General features: G+C 65.0%; 13 protein-coding genes and 1 tRNA gene. 11 read left to right on the forward strand and 3 right to left on the reverse strand.

Annotated elements, in window-relative coordinates:
* Positions 1-405 precede the first annotated feature (405 nt).
* A tRNA-Pro gene (locus SPR01S_RS15040) sits at positions 406-482 on the reverse strand.
* Between the two features lie 254 nt (positions 483-736).
* On the opposite strand from SPR01S_RS15040, the gene yajC reads away from it, so the two are divergent.
* Genes yajC through SPR01S_RS15065 form a run of 5 tightly spaced genes read left to right on the forward strand, consistent with a single transcriptional unit; the run spans position 737 to position 5,375 of the window.
* Positions 737-1,084 (forward strand): preprotein translocase subunit YajC, encoded by a 348-nt coding sequence (yajC, locus tag SPR01S_RS15045; RefSeq protein ID WP_066590817.1) that lies wholly within the window; start codon positions 737-739, stop codon positions 1,082-1,084.
* Positions 1,084-2,709 (forward strand): protein translocase subunit SecD, encoded by a 1,626-nt coding sequence (secD, locus tag SPR01S_RS15050; RefSeq protein ID WP_066590770.1) that lies wholly within the window; start codon positions 1,084-1,086, stop codon positions 2,707-2,709. Before yajC ends, secD begins: the two co-directional genes overlap by 1 nt.
* A 13-nt stretch (positions 2,710-2,722) precedes the next feature.
* Positions 2,723-3,697 carry a protein translocase subunit SecF gene (secF, locus tag SPR01S_RS15055; RefSeq protein WP_066590772.1) on the forward strand — a complete coding sequence of 325 codons (975 nt, stop codon included), beginning with the start codon at positions 2,723-2,725 and terminating at the stop codon, positions 3,695-3,697.
* Entirely contained in the window at positions 3,697-4,068 is a 372-nt protein-coding gene (locus SPR01S_RS15060) for an Mth938-like domain-containing protein (protein ID WP_066590774.1), read from the forward strand. Before secF ends, SPR01S_RS15060 begins: the two co-directional genes overlap by 1 nt.
* A 59-nt stretch (positions 4,069-4,127) precedes the next feature.
* Positions 4,128-5,375, forward strand: coding sequence for a DUF3089 domain-containing protein (locus tag SPR01S_RS15065; RefSeq protein ID WP_066590776.1), 1,248 nt, complete (start codon positions 4,128-4,130; stop codon positions 5,373-5,375).
* Here SPR01S_RS15065 and SPR01S_RS15070 read toward each other — a convergent pair.
* Both SPR01S_RS15070 and SPR01S_RS15075 read right to left on the reverse strand, forming a co-directional pair.
* Positions 5,362-6,531: a glycosyltransferase gene (locus tag SPR01S_RS15070; protein ID WP_066590778.1), complete on the reverse strand. Its 1,170-nt coding sequence runs from the start codon at positions 6,529-6,531 to the stop codon at positions 5,362-5,364. The two genes, SPR01S_RS15065 and SPR01S_RS15070, sit on opposite strands and share 14 nt — an antisense overlap.
* 50 nt (positions 6,532-6,581) lie before the next feature.
* Positions 6,582-7,406 carry a class I mannose-6-phosphate isomerase gene (locus SPR01S_RS15075; RefSeq protein WP_066590780.1) on the reverse strand — a complete coding sequence of 275 codons (825 nt, stop codon included), beginning with the start codon at positions 7,404-7,406 and terminating at the stop codon, positions 6,582-6,584.
* Between the two features lie 143 nt (positions 7,407-7,549).
* On the opposite strand from SPR01S_RS15075, the gene SPR01S_RS15080 reads away from it, so the two are divergent.
* The 6 genes from SPR01S_RS15080 (at position 7,550) to SPR01S_RS15105 (ending at position 16,936) form a co-directional block, all read left to right on the forward strand.
* Positions 7,550-8,500: an outer membrane protein assembly factor BamD gene (locus SPR01S_RS15080; protein WP_066590782.1), complete on the forward strand. Its 951-nt coding sequence runs from the start codon at positions 7,550-7,552 to the stop codon at positions 8,498-8,500.
* 289 nt (positions 8,501-8,789) lie between these two features.
* Entirely contained in the window at positions 8,790-10,454 is a 1,665-nt protein-coding gene (recN, locus tag SPR01S_RS15085; protein ID WP_066590784.1) for a DNA repair protein RecN, read from the forward strand.
* Positions 10,451-10,774: a hypothetical protein gene (locus SPR01S_RS15090; RefSeq protein WP_157082281.1), complete on the forward strand. Its 324-nt coding sequence runs from the start codon at positions 10,451-10,453 to the stop codon at positions 10,772-10,774. Before recN ends, SPR01S_RS15090 begins: the two co-directional genes overlap by 4 nt.
* 10 nt (positions 10,775-10,784) lie before the next feature.
* Complete coding sequence (locus SPR01S_RS15095; protein ID WP_066590787.1) at positions 10,785-11,333, forward strand: hypothetical protein; 549 nt, start codon at positions 10,785-10,787, stop codon at positions 11,331-11,333.
* Positions 11,334-11,399: 66 nt separating this feature from the next.
* Complete coding sequence (ligA, locus tag SPR01S_RS15100; RefSeq protein WP_066590789.1) at positions 11,400-13,535, forward strand: NAD-dependent DNA ligase LigA; 2,136 nt, start codon at positions 11,400-11,402, stop codon at positions 13,533-13,535.
* Between the two features lie 149 nt (positions 13,536-13,684).
* Positions 13,685-16,936, forward strand: a complete 3,252-nt coding sequence (locus SPR01S_RS15105; protein WP_066590791.1) for a TonB-dependent receptor — start codon at positions 13,685-13,687, stop codon at positions 16,934-16,936.
* Positions 16,937-16,975: the final 39 nt, after the last annotated feature.

The following is a 16,975-nucleotide window of genomic DNA, read 5'->3' on the forward strand; positions in this document are numbered from 1 at the left end:
CTAGGGGTGTCAGCCAAGGTGTTGGTGGGCAGGACGAAAACGGCCGCGCATTCCGGCGCACCACGATCTGTTTCGCGATCCGAGCTGGTTCGCAGTCCTGCACGGCCAGGGACTTGCGCCGATGAGCTATCGTCCGATCGCCGATGCGCTTGACCCAAACGACCTTCGTACAAGATTGAGCAGCATCCATCGCAAAACCAACCAACAGGTTCGGAGTCTTCGCTGAGCAAGCGAGGGAAGCCGTGTCCCGTTCTGTGAGCCACAACCCTCAGTTCTCGATATAGGCTGCGCCGAGCACGGCGTGTCGCCCGAGTAGACACAAGCGCTGTGCTTGCCGGGTGCTTACTAGCATCGATAGATGGGGGAAGCGGCTTACCGAAATCGCCGCTAACTTACTGAAATGTTTGGTCGGGGCGACAGGATTCGAACCTGCGACCCCCACACCCCCAGTGTGATGCGCTACCAGGCTGCGCTACGCCCCGACCAGAGCGAACTCGCGCCATCAGGTGCGAGCCGGAGCGCGCGCCTCTAAGCGCTTGCTGCGCACGATGCAAGCGCTCCGGCGCCGGGTCGCGGGACGGCGGCGAAGCGCTTGCTGCGCACGATGCAAGCGCTCCGGCGCCGGGTCGCGGGACGGCGGCGATGTGTTGCACCGCGACGCGCATGGTGATAGCGCGCGGCGCTTACGGTGGCGCCCCTGACGGGCGCGTCAGCCATGCCCATTTTCAGGATGCTCATGTTCATTCCTTCCGCTTATGCCCAGGTCGCCGGCGGCGCCTCTTCCGGTTCCGACGGCATCGCCATCGCGATGCAGTTCTTTCCCTTCATCCTGCTGTTCGTCGGCTTCTATTTCCTGATGATCCGGCCGCAGCAGCGGCGCGCGAGGGAATTGCGCAACGCGATCGACGCACTGAAGAAGAACGATCAGGTGATCACTTCGGGCGGAATCCTGGGCAAGGTCAGCAAGACGACCGACGGTAATTACGTCGAGTTGGAGATAGCGCCCAACGTGAAGATCCAGGTCGCGCGCGCCGCGATCACCGAGATCCTGTCGCCGACCACGGCCAAGCCGGCGAACGACTGATGCTCGATTTCCCGCGCTGGAAGGTCCTCTCGATCTTCGGGTTCCTCGCGGTGCTGATGGCGCTCGCGATTCCGAGCTTCTTCCCCGAGGACATGACCAAGAGCTGGCCGGTCCACCCGCGGATCAATCTGGGCCTCGACCTTGCCGGCGGCAGTTATCTGCTGCTCGAAGCCGATACCAGCCAGCTGGTCACCGACCGCGTCAACCTGATGAGCGACAGCGTCGCGACAGCGATGCGCAAGGCGCCGCGGATCGACATCGGCGACATCACCACCGACGGCGGCAAGGTCAGCTTCATGCTGCGCAATGTCGCCCAGCTGGAAGATGCCCGTCAGCGCCTGTCGGAGATGACCACAGGGGTCGGCACCACAGGTCAGCGCAATTGGGACATTCAGGTCGTCGACGCGACGCGCTTCGTGATCACGCCGACCAAGGCCGGGGTCGACGAGGCGATCGACAGCGCCATGAGCGGCGCGACCGAAGTCGTACGCCGCCGCATCGACTCGCTCGGCACACGCGAACCGACGATCATCCGCTCGGGCGCGACCCGCATCGTCGTTCAGGTGCCAGGCCTGCAGGATCCGACCGCGCTGAAGGCGCTGCTCGGCAAGACCGCGAAGCTCGAATTCAAGCTCGTCGACACGACCGCCGATACCGCCAAGCTGGCGATCGGCCAGTCGCCGATCGGCGACCAGATCCTGCCTTATCCCAGCGCGGCCGGGCGTGGCTTCCCCTATGTCGGCTATCCGCAGAACAAGCTGCCGGTCATCGCCGTGCGCCGTGCGGCGATCATCACCGGTCAGGATCTGACCGACGCGCGTGTCCAGAACGACCCGCAGACCAACGCGCCCGTCGTGGCGTTTCAGTTCAACACCGAAGGCGGCAAGCGCTTCGCCAAGACCACGCAAGAGAACGTCAACAAGCCGTTCGCGATCATCCTCGACGGCTCGGTCATCTCCGCACCCAATATCGAGGGGCCGATCCTCGGCGGCAGCGGCGTCATCCAGGGCGGCTTCACCTTCCAGAGCGCCAACGACCTCGCGATCCAGCTGAAATCGGGCGCCTTGCCCGTCGCGCTCAAGGTGATCGAGGAGCGGACCGTCGGTCCAGACCTCGGCAAGGATTCGATCCAGGCCGGCATCAAGGCGTCGATCATCGCCGTGATCCTGGTCGTCATATTCATGTTGGCGACCTATGGCCGGTTCGGGCTCTATGCGAACTACGCCGTGGTCATCAACGTGGTGGTCATCATGGGCGTGCTCGCGGTGCTCAACGGCACGCTGACCCTGCCGGGCATCGCCGGCTTCGTGCTGACGATCGGCACCGCGGTCGACGCCAACGTGCTGATCAACGAGCGCATCAGGGAAGAGCGGCGGCGCGGACGCAGCGTCATCCAGTCGGTCGAGCTCGGCTATAAGGAAGCCAGCCGGACCATTTTCGAGGCGAACATGACCCACGGTATCTCGGGTGTGGTCATGCTGTTGCTGGGATCGGGCCCGGTGAAGGGTTTCGCGGTCGTGTTGCTGATCGGCATCATCACCTCGGTGTTCACCGCGGTGACCTTCACTCGCATGCTCGTCGTCATGTGGCTGCGGAAGCATCGTCCGCAGACCATCAACATTTAAGGGGCCGCTCAAAATGCGCCTGCTCAAGATCGTCCCCGACGATACCAATATCGATTTCGTCCGCCTGCGTTATTGGGCGTTCGGGCTGACCACCTTGCTGACCATCGCAGCGGTCGCCTTGGTGTTCATCCATCGCCTCAACATGGGCGTCGACTTTGTCGGCGGCATCATGATCGAGGAGAAGTTCCAGGTCCCGCCCGACGTCGAAAAGGTTCGTTCGGTGGTCGATGGCCTGCATTTCGGTGACGCCCAGATCCAGACGGTCGGCGACCAGAAGACGCTGTCGATCCGACTGCCGCGGCCGGAAACGGCCGACGACGCGGCGACCAACCGCATCGTCAACGCGGTGTCGGCGGCGCTCGAGAAGAATTTCGCCGGTGCGCAATTCTCCAAGCAGGACGCGGTGTCGGGCAAGGTGTCGGGCGAGCTCGTCTGGAACGGCATCCTGGCGGTCGCGGTCGCCGTGTTGCTGATCGGTCTGTTCGCGATCTTCCGCTTCGAATGGCAATTCGGCGTCTCGACCGTGGTCGCCATCATGCACGACATACTGATGACCCTGGGCTTCTTCGCGCTGACCCAGCTCGAATTCGACCTCAACATCGTCGCCGCGGTGCTGACGATCATCGGCTATTCGATCAACGACAAGATCGTCATCGACGACCGCATCCGCGAGAATATGCGCCGCTATCGCAAGATGGACATGCGCGAGATCATCAACCTGTCGGTCAACGAGACGCTGCCGCGTACGGTGATGACCTCGCTGACCATCCTGCTGGCCTTGTTCGCCCTACTGATCTTCGGCGGCCATGTGCTGCGCGGCTTCACCGCGGCGATGATCTTGGGCGTGATCGTCGGGACCTATTCGTCGATCTACGTGTCGTCGTCGCTGCTGATCACGCTCGGCCTGCGCGCCGAGCCGACGCCGGACAAGCCGGGCAAGCCCAATGCGGCGACGGGTGCGGAGCGCGTCGGACCGGGGAACAACTGATGCGGATGGACCGCGCCCGCAGCGACGGGCCGGTCGTCTCCGGCCTGAGCGTCGCCGGATTTCGCGTCGACGACAATGTCTATCGCGCGCTGGCGATCACGCCGGAGCGGGCCGATGGCTGGACTCCGCCACCGCTCGCGGCGCTCGATCAGGGCGATCTCGATCTGGTGCTGGGGATCGACCCCGGTCCCGAATTCCTGTTGCTCGGCACCGGGCCGACTTTGGTCCGGCCGCCGGTGACGCTGGTCGGCGCGCTTGCGGAGCGCGGCATCGGGATCGAGGCGATGGACAGCCGGGCGGCGGCACGCGCCTGGGGCATGTTGCGCGGCGAGGGACGCTGGGTCGTCGGGGCATTCTATCCGATAGCTTGATCGCGCCGCTCGCTTGGATAAGGTTCTCCCTGTTCGAGTAGAGCGAGGGGATTTCCGGGATGAAGAGGTTGCTGCCTATCGGCGCGCTGATCATGGCGTTCGCCCAACCCGCAACGGCGCAAAGCACGCCAGCCGTAGCGCCGGCGGCGGCTCCGCCCGTACCGGCCGTCGTGCCACCGCCAGCTCCGCAATTCGCCGCGATCCCTGCGCCCGATTACAACACGGATGCCGGCTGGTTGTGCCTGCCCGGCCGCCAGGATGCCTGCACCGTCGACCAGAACGTCACCGTCATTACCGGCGACGGCAAACGCAAGGTCGTCAAATTCAAGGCCGATCTGGCGCCCAAATACGACTGCTTCTACGTCTATCCGACGGTGTCGCTCGACCCGACGCCCAATAGCGACCTCAATATCGGGCCGGAGGAAAAGCAGGTCGCGGCTTCGCAGGCCGCGCGCTTCACCGCCAAGTGCCGCGTCTATGCGCCGCTCTATCGCCAGGTCACGCTGACCGCGTTGCGTGACATCATGGCCGGCAAGGCAAGCGCCGCCGACCGCAAGCTCGCCTATCTCGACGTCGAGGCGGCGTGGCGCACCTATCGCGAGAAATATCAGGCCGGCCGTGGCGTCGTGCTGATCGGGCATAGCCAGGGAGCGGGCATCCTCAAGCAATTGCTCGCCGAGGTGATCGAGAATGACGCCAGCCAGCGCCGGCTGCTGATCGCCGCCTATCTGCTCGGCACCAATGTCGCGGTGCCGGCGGGCGGCGATGTCGGGGGCGACTTCAAGCGGACCAAGCTGTGCAAGGCGATGGACCAATATGATTGCGTAGTCAGCTACGTGACCTTCCGCGCCGATTCGCCTCCTCCCGAGAACAGCCGCTTCGGCAAGGTGCCGCAGCCCGGCATGGTCGCGGCCTGCGTGAACCCCGCAGCGCTGGGCGGCGGCAAGGCGGTGACCGACGCGATCCTGGGCACCAAGGGAGCGGGGCTCGCCAGCGCACCGATGGGTCCCTGGACCAGCGACAATGCGCCGGTCACGACGCCGTTCGTCTCAGTCCCCGGTCTGATCTCCGCCGAATGCGTGTCGAACGGCGGGTTCAACTATCTGGCGGTGACGGTGAACGCCAACCCCCAGGATCCGCGCACCGACACGATCGTCGGCGATGTCGTCGTCAACGGCGCGATCCTCAAGGATTGGGGACTCCATCTGATCGACATGCCGGTCGAGATGGGCGACCTGGTCAATCTCAGCGAATATCAGGCGGCGTCGTGGCGCGGCACGCCGATGGCGCCGCCTAAGAAGAAGTGACCAAAGCTTTCAGGTGATCGTACAGGCCGGCGGTGTTCGCTTCCCAGGTGAAGCGTTCGGCGCCGGCCCTGACCGTTGCCGGCGGCGTGTGATCGGACAGGACGGCGGCGATGCCGGACGCGAACCCGGCCGGCGTGCGCCCGACGATCCGTCCGTAGGCGCGTTCGGTGACGACTTCGGGGGCGCCGCCGACATCGGGAATCACCACCGGCACGCCGCAGGCGAGCGCCTCGACCCAGGCATTCGCAAGGCCCTCATTCTCGGACGCGAGCGCCATGACATCGGCGGCGGCGAGCAATGCCGCCATCTCGCCATGCGGCACCGCGCCGAGCAGCCGAACACGGTCGGCCAGACCCAGTGCCGCGATCTTCGCTTCGAGCGCGCCGCGATAATTGCCTTCGCCGGCGATCAGCAGATGCGCGTTGGGCAGCGCCGCGACCGCGTCGACCACGATGTCGTGCCCCTTGCGCTCGATCAGCGCTCCGGTCGACACGATTAGCGGACCGCGGATGCCGAGCGCCGCCTTGGCCTCGTTGCGATCGCGCAAGGCGAACTGGCCGAGATCGACGCCGGTGCGATGAACGCGGATATGCTCGGCCGGCATGCCCATTGCGACCATGTCGCGCTTCATCGCCTCGGATACGGCGAGCAATCCGTCGGCCTGCTTGCCGGCCGCCCGGATCTGGCCGGCGGTCGCGGCGGCGGTACCCCAATGATGCACATCGCTGCCCCGCGCCTTGATCGAGACGGGGACGCCGAATCGCCGGCCGAGCGCTACGGCCGCTGGCCCGTCGGGAAAGAAGAAGGACGCGTCGATCACGTCGAACGCGAACTCGCGCCGCAAATCGGCGAGCAAGGGCGTCAGCGCGCGAGTGAGGAAATGGGCGTGGAGGCGACCGGCGGTACCGGGCACCGCCAGAAAGCGCGGACGGTAGACGTCGACGCCTTTCCATTGTTCGCCCAGGGGCAGAGCCCCCAGCCGGGCGTGGCGCCCGCGCGACGCGAGCGGAAAGGGGGGCAGGCCGATCGGCGCCACGACGCGCAACTCGACCTCCGGGTGCGCGGCGAGTCCCAGCGTCTGGCGCTCGACGAACACCCCGAAGTTGCGCCGGCTAGCGTCGGGAAACAGGGTCGAAAGCGTGAGGACGCGCAGCATCCGTCTTTCCTATGCCCCATATGGTTAATGAGCGTTTGAGCCTGTCAGGTTCAAATCCGCTCGGTGCCCGGATAGGCGAACAACACGTCGCTTCCGGCCGCCGCCGAGATATGGGCGGTGCCGCTGACCGTCACGCATTCGCCAGCGCGCCAGGCGACGCCGTCGGCCACGCCTTCGCCCTTGAGCGGGGTGAGCCAGCCGGTGACGCCGTCGGGCAGGGTGACCGTCCGGTCGCCGCCGGTCCAGCGCTCGAGCACGAACTTCGGCCCCTCGCACAGGATCGTGCGGCCTGGCTCGACCTCGCCGACGATCGGCTTGGGACGGAACGGATTGGGATCGGCGACCTTCAATCCCGCGTCGAGATGGAGTTCGCGGTCGCTGCCATAATCATAGAGGCGATAGGTCAGGTCGACATTCTGCTGGACCTCGACCAGCGTGATTCCGCCGCCGATCGCGTGGACGGTGCCGGCCGGCGAATAGAGGAAATCGCCGGCCTTGACCGGTTTCCAGTCGAGCATGTCGACGATCGATCCGTCGAGCGCGCCCTGGCGCAGCTTTTCGCGGGTGGTCGGCTCCTTGGTGCCGAGCGCGATCGTCGCGCCCGGTTCGGCGTCGAGAATCACCCAGCATTCGTCCTTGCCGCGCGGATAGCCGGCTGCGCGCGCCGCTTCATCGTCGGGATGGTCCTGCACCGACAGCCGGTCGCTGGTGAACAGATATTTGATCAGCAGATCGGGCGTGCCCGCATCGGGAGTCTGGAACCATATCTCGCCGACCGGCTCGCCGCCGGGTGCGGGGTCGCTGAAGCCGGGCCATAAAGTGTGCCGCCCCCACGGCTTTTCGACGCGTTTGGTGGCAAGCAACGTGGCGGTCATCGGACAAAGCCCTCCCGGTTAACGGTTTTCAGGACGCGAACGCATGGACCCGGCGACCGATCCCGCGCAAGGCCATCGCAACGCGACGGATCGCGTAAAAGGATAGTTTGCGCCCCGCGCGCGCTGCGCTAAGACCACGCGCCATGCGTATTGCCAAGTCCCCTCCCGTCGCGCTCGCGCTCATCGCTCTCCTCGCTTTGCCAATGGCGGGCTGCGCCGGCCGCGGCGGCGGCCTGAAGAAGGGCGACGTCCCTTATATCGCGCGTGACGTCGGCACGCTCTACACGCTCGCCAAGACGCGGCTCGACCAGGGCCGCTACAAGGAAGCGGCGGTGCTGTTCGACGAAGTCGAGCGGCAACATCCTTATTCGATCTGGGCGCGCCGCGCGCAGCTGATGAGCGCGTTCAGCTATTATATGGACACCGATTACACCCAATCGATCCAGTCCGCGCAGCGCTTCCTGGCGGTCCATCCCGGCAACCGCGACGCGCCGTACGCTTATTACCTGGTGGCGCTCGGCTATTACGAGCAGATCGCCGACGTCACCCGCGACCAGAAGATTACTCAGCAGGCGCTCGACGCGCTGGGCGAGCTGGTCCGCCGCTATCCCAACACCAAATATGCCGCCGATGCCCGGCTCAAGATCGACCTCGTCCGCGATCACCTCGCGGGCAAGGAAATGGAGATCGGCCGCTTCTACGAAACGCGCGGGCAATGGCTCGCGGCGACGCTGCGTTTCCGCGCGGTGGTCGACGGATACCAGACCACGACTCATGTGCCGGAGGCGCTGATGCGCCTGACCGAAACCTATCTCGCGCTCGGCGTGCCCGAGGAAGCGCAGAAGTCGGCCGCCGTGCTCGGCGCCAATTATCCCGGCACCGACTGGTACAAGCGCGCCTATAAGTTGATGGAAGAGCATCCCTACAAGCCGACGGCGCCGCTGGCGGCGGGGGAATTGCCGATCCCCCTCGGCTTCAAGGATGCCCAGCCGGTCGCTCCCGGCACGCCGGGCGTCGCCGCCAAGGACGAAGGCCGCGGCTCGACCGGGACCAGCAACACCGGCGGCGCGGGCAGCGGCCCGATTCCGAAGTAACCTCGTATTCCTCTCCCGCGTGCGGGAGAGGTCAGGTGAGGGTCTTCTTTCTTCTTCCAGGCGACTCTTGCCCGAAAAGAAGACAGCAGACCCTCGCCCTCCCACCGCCTGGCGGCGGCGGGCCCCTCCCGCATCAGGTAAACAGCGCCCCGCGCTGTTTAGGTCATGCCGGGGGCATGACCGACCTGATGCGCCCGCACACGGGAGAGGGAATGCCTTCCGTCGAGCTCCGGGCGGCGGGAACAAAACGTGATGACCCAACGGCATTTTTGCCGCTAAGGATGGCGCGATGCTGACCTCGCTCGCCATTCGGGACGTCGTGCTGATCGAAGCGCTCGAGCTCGATTTCGGCGCCGGGCTGGGCGTGCTGACCGGAGAGACCGGCGCGGGCAAGTCGATTCTGCTCGACGCGCTTGGACTCGCGCTCGGCGCGCGCGCCGATAGCGGGCTGGTCCGCCAGGGTGCGGCCCAGGCGGTAGTCACCGCCAGCTTCGACACCCCGCATGACGGCGGCCCGATCGCGTCGTTGCTCGCCGAAAACGCGATCGAGATCGATCCCGGCGAGCCGCTGATCATCCGCCGCATCGTCAAGGCCGATGGCGGCAGCCGCGGTTTCGTCAACGACCAGCCGGCATCGGCCGGACTGCTGCGCGAACTGGCGCAATATCTGGTCGAGGTGCACGGCCAGCATGACGATCGTGGCCTGCTCAATCCGCGCGGCCACCGCGCCTTGCTTGACGCCTTCGGGCGCTGCCATGCCGGCTTGGTGGCGCAGGCCTATCGCGCCTGGCGCGATGCCGAGGATGCGCTGGCGGTGGCGCGTGCGGAAATCGACGCCGCGGCGCGCGACCGCGACTATCTCGAACACGCCGTCGCCGAACTGCGCCAACTCGCGCCGGAACCCGGCGAGGAAGAATCGCTGGCCGAGCGCCGCCGCTCGATGCAGCGCGCCGAGAAGATCGCCGAGGATATGGCAGCGCTCGACGAGTATCTCGCCGGTTCCGACGGCGGGCTGGCGCGACTGCGCCAGTCGGCGCGCGTACTGGAGCGCGTCGCCGACGCGCATCCTTCGTTGGCCGAGGCGCTGGCCGCGCTCGACCGCGCGATCAACGAGGGCGCGCTGGCCGAGGATCACCTCGCGGCCGCGCGCACCGCGTTGATGTTCGACCCGCGTGCACTCGAAGAGGATGAGGCGCGGCTGTTCGATCTCCGCGCGATGGCGCGCAAGCATCGCGTCCAGCCCGACGAATTGGCGCAGCTTGCCGAGGACATGGCCGGCAGGCTCGCGACGATCGAGGCGGGGGAGGAAGGTCTCGCTCAGCTCGAGCGTCGGGTTGTCGAGACGCGGGCCGCATACGAGGCGGCGGCGGATGCGCTGTCCGCAGAACGCCATGCCGCGGCGGCGCGGCTCGATGCGGCGGTGGCGGGCGAGCTCGCCCCGCTCAAGCTCGACGCCGCACGCTTCCGGACGATGATCGAAACCTTGCCCGACGAGCAATGGGGTCCGGGCGGTAAGGATCGCGTCGAATTCGAGATCGCGACCAATCCCGGCGCGCCATTCGCGCCGCTGACCAAGATCGCGTCGGGCGGCGAATTGTCGCGCTTCATCCTGGCGCTCAAGGTGAGCCTGGCCGAGGAAGGCGGGGCGGCGACGATTATCTTCGACGAGATCGATCGCGGCGTGGGCGGCGCTGTCGCCTCCGCGATCGGAGAACGGCTGGCGCGGCTGGCCGATCGCACGCAATTGCTGGTGGTGACGCATAGCCCGCAAGTCGCGGCGCGGGGCGGCCAGCATTATTTCATCGCCAAGTCCTCCGACGGCCTGGTGACGCGCACCGGCGTGATCGCGCTCGACAGTGGGGCGCGGCGCGAGGAGATTGCGCGGATGCTGTCGGGCGCGACGATCACCGACGAGGCGCGCGCGCAGGCCGAACGCCTGCTCGAGGCGGCATGACCACGCCGCCGCGTCGCTCACGCGTGGCCGGAGCGCTCGCCTGGATCAGCGCGATCCTGCTGCCGGTCGGGCTGGTTCCGCTGGCGTGGATGACTGCCTTGGCGGTGGGCTATTGCGAATTCGACTGCGGCACGCTCGGCACGCTCGCCATCAACGGCCTGATCGCTGCGTGTGTCGCCCTGGTGATCGCCTGGCTGTGGTTGGCGATCGGGATGGTCCGTCGTCGCGTGACGCGGCTGGTGCTGGTGACGGCATTGCTGGCGGACCTGATCCTGCTCGTGCTCGGCGGGATCGCCGCCTGGACGTTCGGCGCCCTGTAATGGGACTGTGATGGGACCGTTCGACCTGATCTTCACCGGCGCGCTGATCGTCGCGACGACAGGAGCGATGACCTGGTTTCCGGACATTCCCGGCGGCACCGAAGGGCATCACGAAGCGCTCACCGCGCGGTTTGAACGGAGCGGCGACGACGGCATCGACGAGCATCCCAGCTATGGCGACGCCGCGGTTGCCTATGTCGATCGCATCGTCGACCGGCAGCTGACCAAGGCTCGCGGCATTCTGTCGTTCGACGGCCTGATCCTGGCGTTTCTCGGGCTGATCGCGCGCGACAATACCAAGCTGGATATCGCAAAGGCGCATATGGTGCCGGTGCTGTTGCTGATGGGGTTGCTTGCCGGATCCAGTGCGATCTGTCTTTTCCTGTTTCGCGCGCGTTGGGGCTATGTCGCCGACCTGAAAACCTTTTCCCGCGAAATGGCCGCTACGCTCGCCCTCACGCGGCGGCGCTCGTTCTGGATCGAGCGGACGGTGCGGCTGTCGCTGCTGTCGCTCGGCGGGATCGTCATGCTCGTGATCGCGACGGTGGTGGGGATCTAGGACGAGTCCGGATGGGGCCAGGAAGACATTTCAATCTTCACCGAAACAGAGTCTAAAGAGCGCCGCATGACGAATTCGCTGCCCGCCACCGACGCCGAAGCTGCCGCCGAATTGGAGCGCCTCGCCGCCGAGATCGCGCTTCACAACCGGCTCTATCATACCGAGGACGCGCCCGAGATTTCGGATGCCGATTATGATGCGCTGATCCGCCGCAACAGCGCGATCGAGGCGGCATTCCCGCATCTGATCCGCGACGATTCGCCGAGCCGCAAGGTCGGCGCGGCGCCGGCCGGGCATCTGGCCAAGGTCGCGCATGCGCGGCCGATGTTCAGCCTGGACAACGCCTTCGACGATGAAGAGGTCGCCGATTTCGTCGGCCGCGTCCGCCGCTTCCTCAACCTTTCCGATGCCGAATACGTCGCGCTGACTGCCGAGCCCAAGATCGACGGCCTCAGTTGCTCGCTGCGCTACGAAAAGGGCCGGTTGGTCCAGGCGCTGACCCGCGGCGACGGCCAGATCGGCGAGGACGTAACCGCCAACGTGCGGACGATCGACGACATCCCCGCCGCGCTTCCCGCCGGCGCGCCCGACGTGTTCGAGGTGCGTGGCGAGGTCTATATGGAGAAGCAGGCATTCGCCGCGCTCAACGCGCGCCTGCTCGCCGAGTCCGAGGACAGCGGCAAGGAAGCGCGCCAGTTCGCCAATCCGCGCAACGCCGCCGCCGGATCGCTTCGCCAGAAGGATGCGACCGTTACCGCATCGCGCCCGCTGCGCTTCTTCGCCTGGGGGTGGGGCGAAACCAGCGATTTGCCCGGCGACACGCAATCGGCGGTGATCGCGACCATTCGCGCCTGGGGCTTTCCCGTCACGCGCCAGTTTCAGCCGGGGGGAACCCTCGACCAGGCACTTGCCACCTACAAGGCGATCGAGGCCGAGCGTGCCGATCTGCCGTTCGATATCGATGGCGTCGTATACAAGGTCGACCGGCTCGACTGGCAGACGCGTCTTGGCTTTGTCGGCCGTGCGCCGCGCTGGGGCCTGGCGCACAAATTCCCGGCGGAGCGCGCGCAGACCACGCTCGAACGGATCGATATCCAGGTCGGGAGGACCGGCAAGCTGACCCCGGTCGCGCGGCTCGAGCCGGTGACGGTCGGCGGCGTCGTGGTGACCAACGCCACGCTCCACAATGCCGACGAGATCGCGCGGCTCGGCGTCCGGCCGGGCGACCGCGTCGTGCTCCAGCGCGCGGGCGACGTCATTCCGCAGATCGTCGAGAATCTGACGCGCGACGAACCGCGCGATCCCTGGACCTTCCCGACCCATTGCCCGGAATGCGGTTCGGAAGCCCTGGCCGAGGAAGGCGAAGTCGATATCCGCTGCACTGGCGGGCTGATCTGTCCGGCGCAACGGCAGGAACGGCTGCGCCATTTCGTCAGCCGCGGCGCGCTCGACATCGAGGGACTGGGCGACAAGACCATCCGCGAATTCCTCGATCTCGGCTGGATCGCGGAGCCCGCCGACATCTTCCGCCTCGCCGCGCATCGCGAGGAATTGCTCGGACGAGAGGGCTGGAAGGAGAAGTCGGTCGACAATCTGCTCGAGGCGATCGAGGCGAAGCGCGCGCCCGATCCGGTGCGGCTGCTGTTCGGGCTCGGCATCCGGCATGTCGGCGTGGTCACCGCGCGCGACTTGCTGAAGCGCCACGCGACGCTTCCGGAAATCAAGGCGCTCGCCGACGAAATCATCGCGCTGCGCGACAGCCTCGTGCCGGCATTGGCCGAAGACGAACAGAAGTTCCGGCAGCGTGTCGACAAGGCGATCGCCGAGCATATCGGCGTCGACAATGTTGGCGCCGCGGTCGGCAATGCGCTGGCCGATTTCTTCCACGAGCCGCACAATCGCGCGGTATGGGATGATCTGTTGGCGGAAGTCAGTCCGCCCGCCTTCGTGTTCAAAGCGCGCGAATCGCGCGTCAGCGGCAAGACGGTGGTGTTCACCGGCAGCCTGGAGACGATGAGCCGCGACGAGGCCAAGGCGCAGGCTGAGGCGCTCGGCGCGCGCGTATCGGGATCGGTGTCGGCGAAGACCGACCTGGTGGTCGCGGGGCCGGGCGCCGGCTCCAAGCTAAAGAAAGCGACCGAACTCGGTATCGAAGTCGTGGATGAGGCCGGATGGGCCGCAATCGTCGCCGCTGCGGGCTGATGCTTTTTTGCAACGCAGCATGGCTTAATCCACAGTAAAATTACCGCGCTCTTGCGTTGTCATCTAACCGAAATATTCTGGCTCCAATGGCGCACGCGACGGCGAAATAACGCCGCGCGTAAAGCGACTCGCGCCTCAAAGGGGAAATCATGCGGAATCATCTGTTCATTGGCGTAGCTGCGGCCGCCATTATCATGCCTGCTGCGGCGAGCGCGCAGGAAACAACCTCCGCGATCAGCGGAACCGTCACCAACAGTGGCGCACCCGTGGCCGGCGCGAACGTCAAGATTACGAACACCGGTAACAATTCGAGTACCACGGTTACGACCGATGCGAACGGCAACTTCAGCGCATCCGGTCTATTGCCGGGCGGCCCCTATACCGTGGAAGTGACCAGTGGCGACGGTAGCAAGACTGTTACCGACGTCTACACCGTCGTGCAGCAGACCTTCCAACTGCCGATTGAACTTGCTGCGAATCAATCGACCGCCAACGACATCGTGATCACGGCGAGTTCGATCAAAGGCGCGGGTGTGACGTCCGACGGCCCGCAGTCGGTCCTGACCGCGAAGGACATCAGCAAGGTTGCGTCGGTCAATCGAGACGTGCGCGATATCGAGCGCCGCGATCCGTTCGCGTCGATCGACCTCAGCAACTCCGGCGACCGTGGCGGCGCGGTCAGCTTCGGCGGCGTGAACCCGCGCTTCAATCGCTTTACGATTAATGGCGTTACGGTCGGCGATACGTTCGGTCTCAACCAGGATGCCAGCCCGACGATCCGCGGTCCGGTGCCCTTCGACGCGCTGTCGCAGGTCTCGGTCTCGATCGCACCTTACGATTTCCGTCAGTCAGACTTCCAGGGTGGCGCGGTCGACACCGTTCTGAAGTCGGGCACGAACAAGTTCCACGGCACGGGCTTCTACTCGATCAACACCGACAACCTGTCGGGCGATCAGATCAAGAACAATAAGGTCGCCCTGCCCAAGTTCACCTCGAAGACCTATGGCGCGACTTTGAGTGGCCCGATTATCCCCAACGTTCTGTTCTTCATGGTCTCCGGCGAGCGCAACACGGATCCGCGTCCGTTCAGCACGCTGGCGCCGCAGGTGCCCGGGCTGACTCAGGGAATCATCGACAATATCACCGGCATCGCCAAGACGAAGTATAACGTCGAAGCGGGGTCCGTCCTGACGGTCAACCCGCGCAAGGACGAGAAGATCGTTGGCCGTATCGATTTCAACCCGATCGAGGGCCAGCGCCTTTCGTTCTCATACATCAATTCGTATGACGTGCAGGTCAGCCCGAATAACACGTCGACGTCCTCGTCCACCCCGCAATATGGGTTGAGCACTAACGCTTATACATTGTCGGAACTGCTGCGAGCGGGCATCTTGCAGTGGAACGCGGATTGGTCGGACAAATTCTCGAGCGAAGCGCGCGTCATCTACAAGTGGAACCGCCGCGGTCAGGAGCCTCTTGGTGGGCGTCCCAACGGCATGTTCACGGTTTGCAACGACGCAACCTCTACTGGAGCCGCGACGGGGTGCACGAGCGGCGTGCCCAGGCTAAATTTCGGCCCAGATAATTTCCGCCAGACCAACCAGTTGTTCTTTGACACCTGGTCGGGCCAGTTGCTGCTGCGCTACAATTCCGGCGGCCATAAGCTTCAGGGGCTCTTCGAGGCAACTGAGAATCGGACCTTCAACAACTTTGTGCCAAACAGCCTAGGTGCGTGGTATTTCGACTCGCTTGCCGATTTCCAGGCCGGCAAGGCCAACAGCCTGTCCTACGCAGCGGTCATCGGCGGCAATCCGCTCGGTGCGGCAGCCGATTTCCATTACACCAAATATGTCCTCGGCCTGCAGGACGAATGGAAGGTCAGCGATGCGCTGACCGTCACTGCCGGCGCTCGCGGCACGATGTACGCGATGAACAACTATCCGGTGCTCAATCCGTATTTCTCGGACCGGGAGGGCTTCACCAACCTCAAGACCTATAAGGGCCAGGTTACCTTCGAGCCGCGCGTCAGCTTCAATTACAAGCCGACCGCCAGCCGGCTTCGCGTTCGCGGCGGTGTGGGCGTGTTCGCGGGCGGTTCGCCGGATATCTATCTGTCGAATAGCTTCTCGAACACCATCACGACCAACTCCATCTCGGTGAACCGCGACGCGACCTGCAACACCGCCGGTTCGCTATGCGATCTGGCGCTCAACGGTGTGACGGGTCAGATTCCCGCCGCTGTTGCCGCGGCGGCAAGCAACCCGTCCGGGAGTACGTCGCTGCCGCGTACCAATACCGGCGCCCTTGCGCCGGACTTCAAACTTCCGAAGTCGCTAAAGGCGACGCTTTCGGCTGACTACAAACTCTTCGGTTTCGACGTTGGCCTCGATTATTATTACGGCAAGACTCTCGAAGGCGTGGTCTTCACAGACGCGCGATCGATGGTCGTCGGCACGCTTCCTGATGGCCGGCCGCGCTACCAGTCGCAGATCGCAACCAACGACAACAATTACGATATCCTCGTCACCAACACGACGAAGGGGCGCAGCCATATCGGCGTCTTCCGTGTCTCCAAGACGTTCGACTGGGGCTTGTCGCTCTTCGGCAGCTATACTCGTCAGAGCGTCAAGGACGTGAGCTCGGCGACGTCCTCGACGATCAACTCGAACTATCGCTATCAGCTGTTCGGTGCCGATCCAAACTTCCCCACTTATGGGATCTCGGACAACGAGATCAAATGGTCGTTCAAGTACAGCATCGGCTTCGATCACGCGTTCTTCGGCGATTACCGTACCGCGATCCAGCTGTTCGGCGAGACGCGTGCGGGACGCCCGTACAGCTACACCATGCTCGACTCGAACACGGTGCGCTCACCGGTGTTCGGTACCTCGCTGACGAGCAGCGTCGGCACGAATTTGCTGTACGTGCCTACCAGCTCCACCGACGCCCTGGTGAGCTATGATAGCGATGCGACGAAAAATGCGCTCGATTCGTTCATCAACAGCACCAATCTGTCGAAGTATCGCGGACAGATCGCGCCGAAGAACATCGCACGTCTGAAGCCGTTCACCCAGATCGACCTGCACCTCGAACAGGAAATCCCCACGTTCGTAGGCAAGTCGCGCATTACGTTGTTCGCCGACATCAACAACTTGCCGAACCTGCTCAACAAGAATTGGGGTGGGCTATATCAGATTGGCTTCCCGCCGGTCGCATCGATCGTCACGGTGCAATGCGCCAATGCGGCCGGTACGCCGCTTAGCGGCGCGGTAGGCACCGCGACCAATCCGGCCAACGGGTGCGTGAAATATCGTTATTCGAGCTTCAAGAGCCCGAACCAGACGCTCAGCACGGCGGTATCGCTCTACGCGATCCGCGTCGGCGCGCGCTTCACCTTCTGATCGCGCCGCCTGCGGGCAAGAAATCGGCCGCCGTCCTCC

The sequence above is a fragment of the Sphingomonas pruni NBRC 15498 genome (genome assembly GCF_001598455.1).
In the GTDB taxonomy this organism is placed as follows: domain Bacteria; phylum Pseudomonadota; class Alphaproteobacteria; order Sphingomonadales; family Sphingomonadaceae; genus Sphingomonas; species Sphingomonas pruni.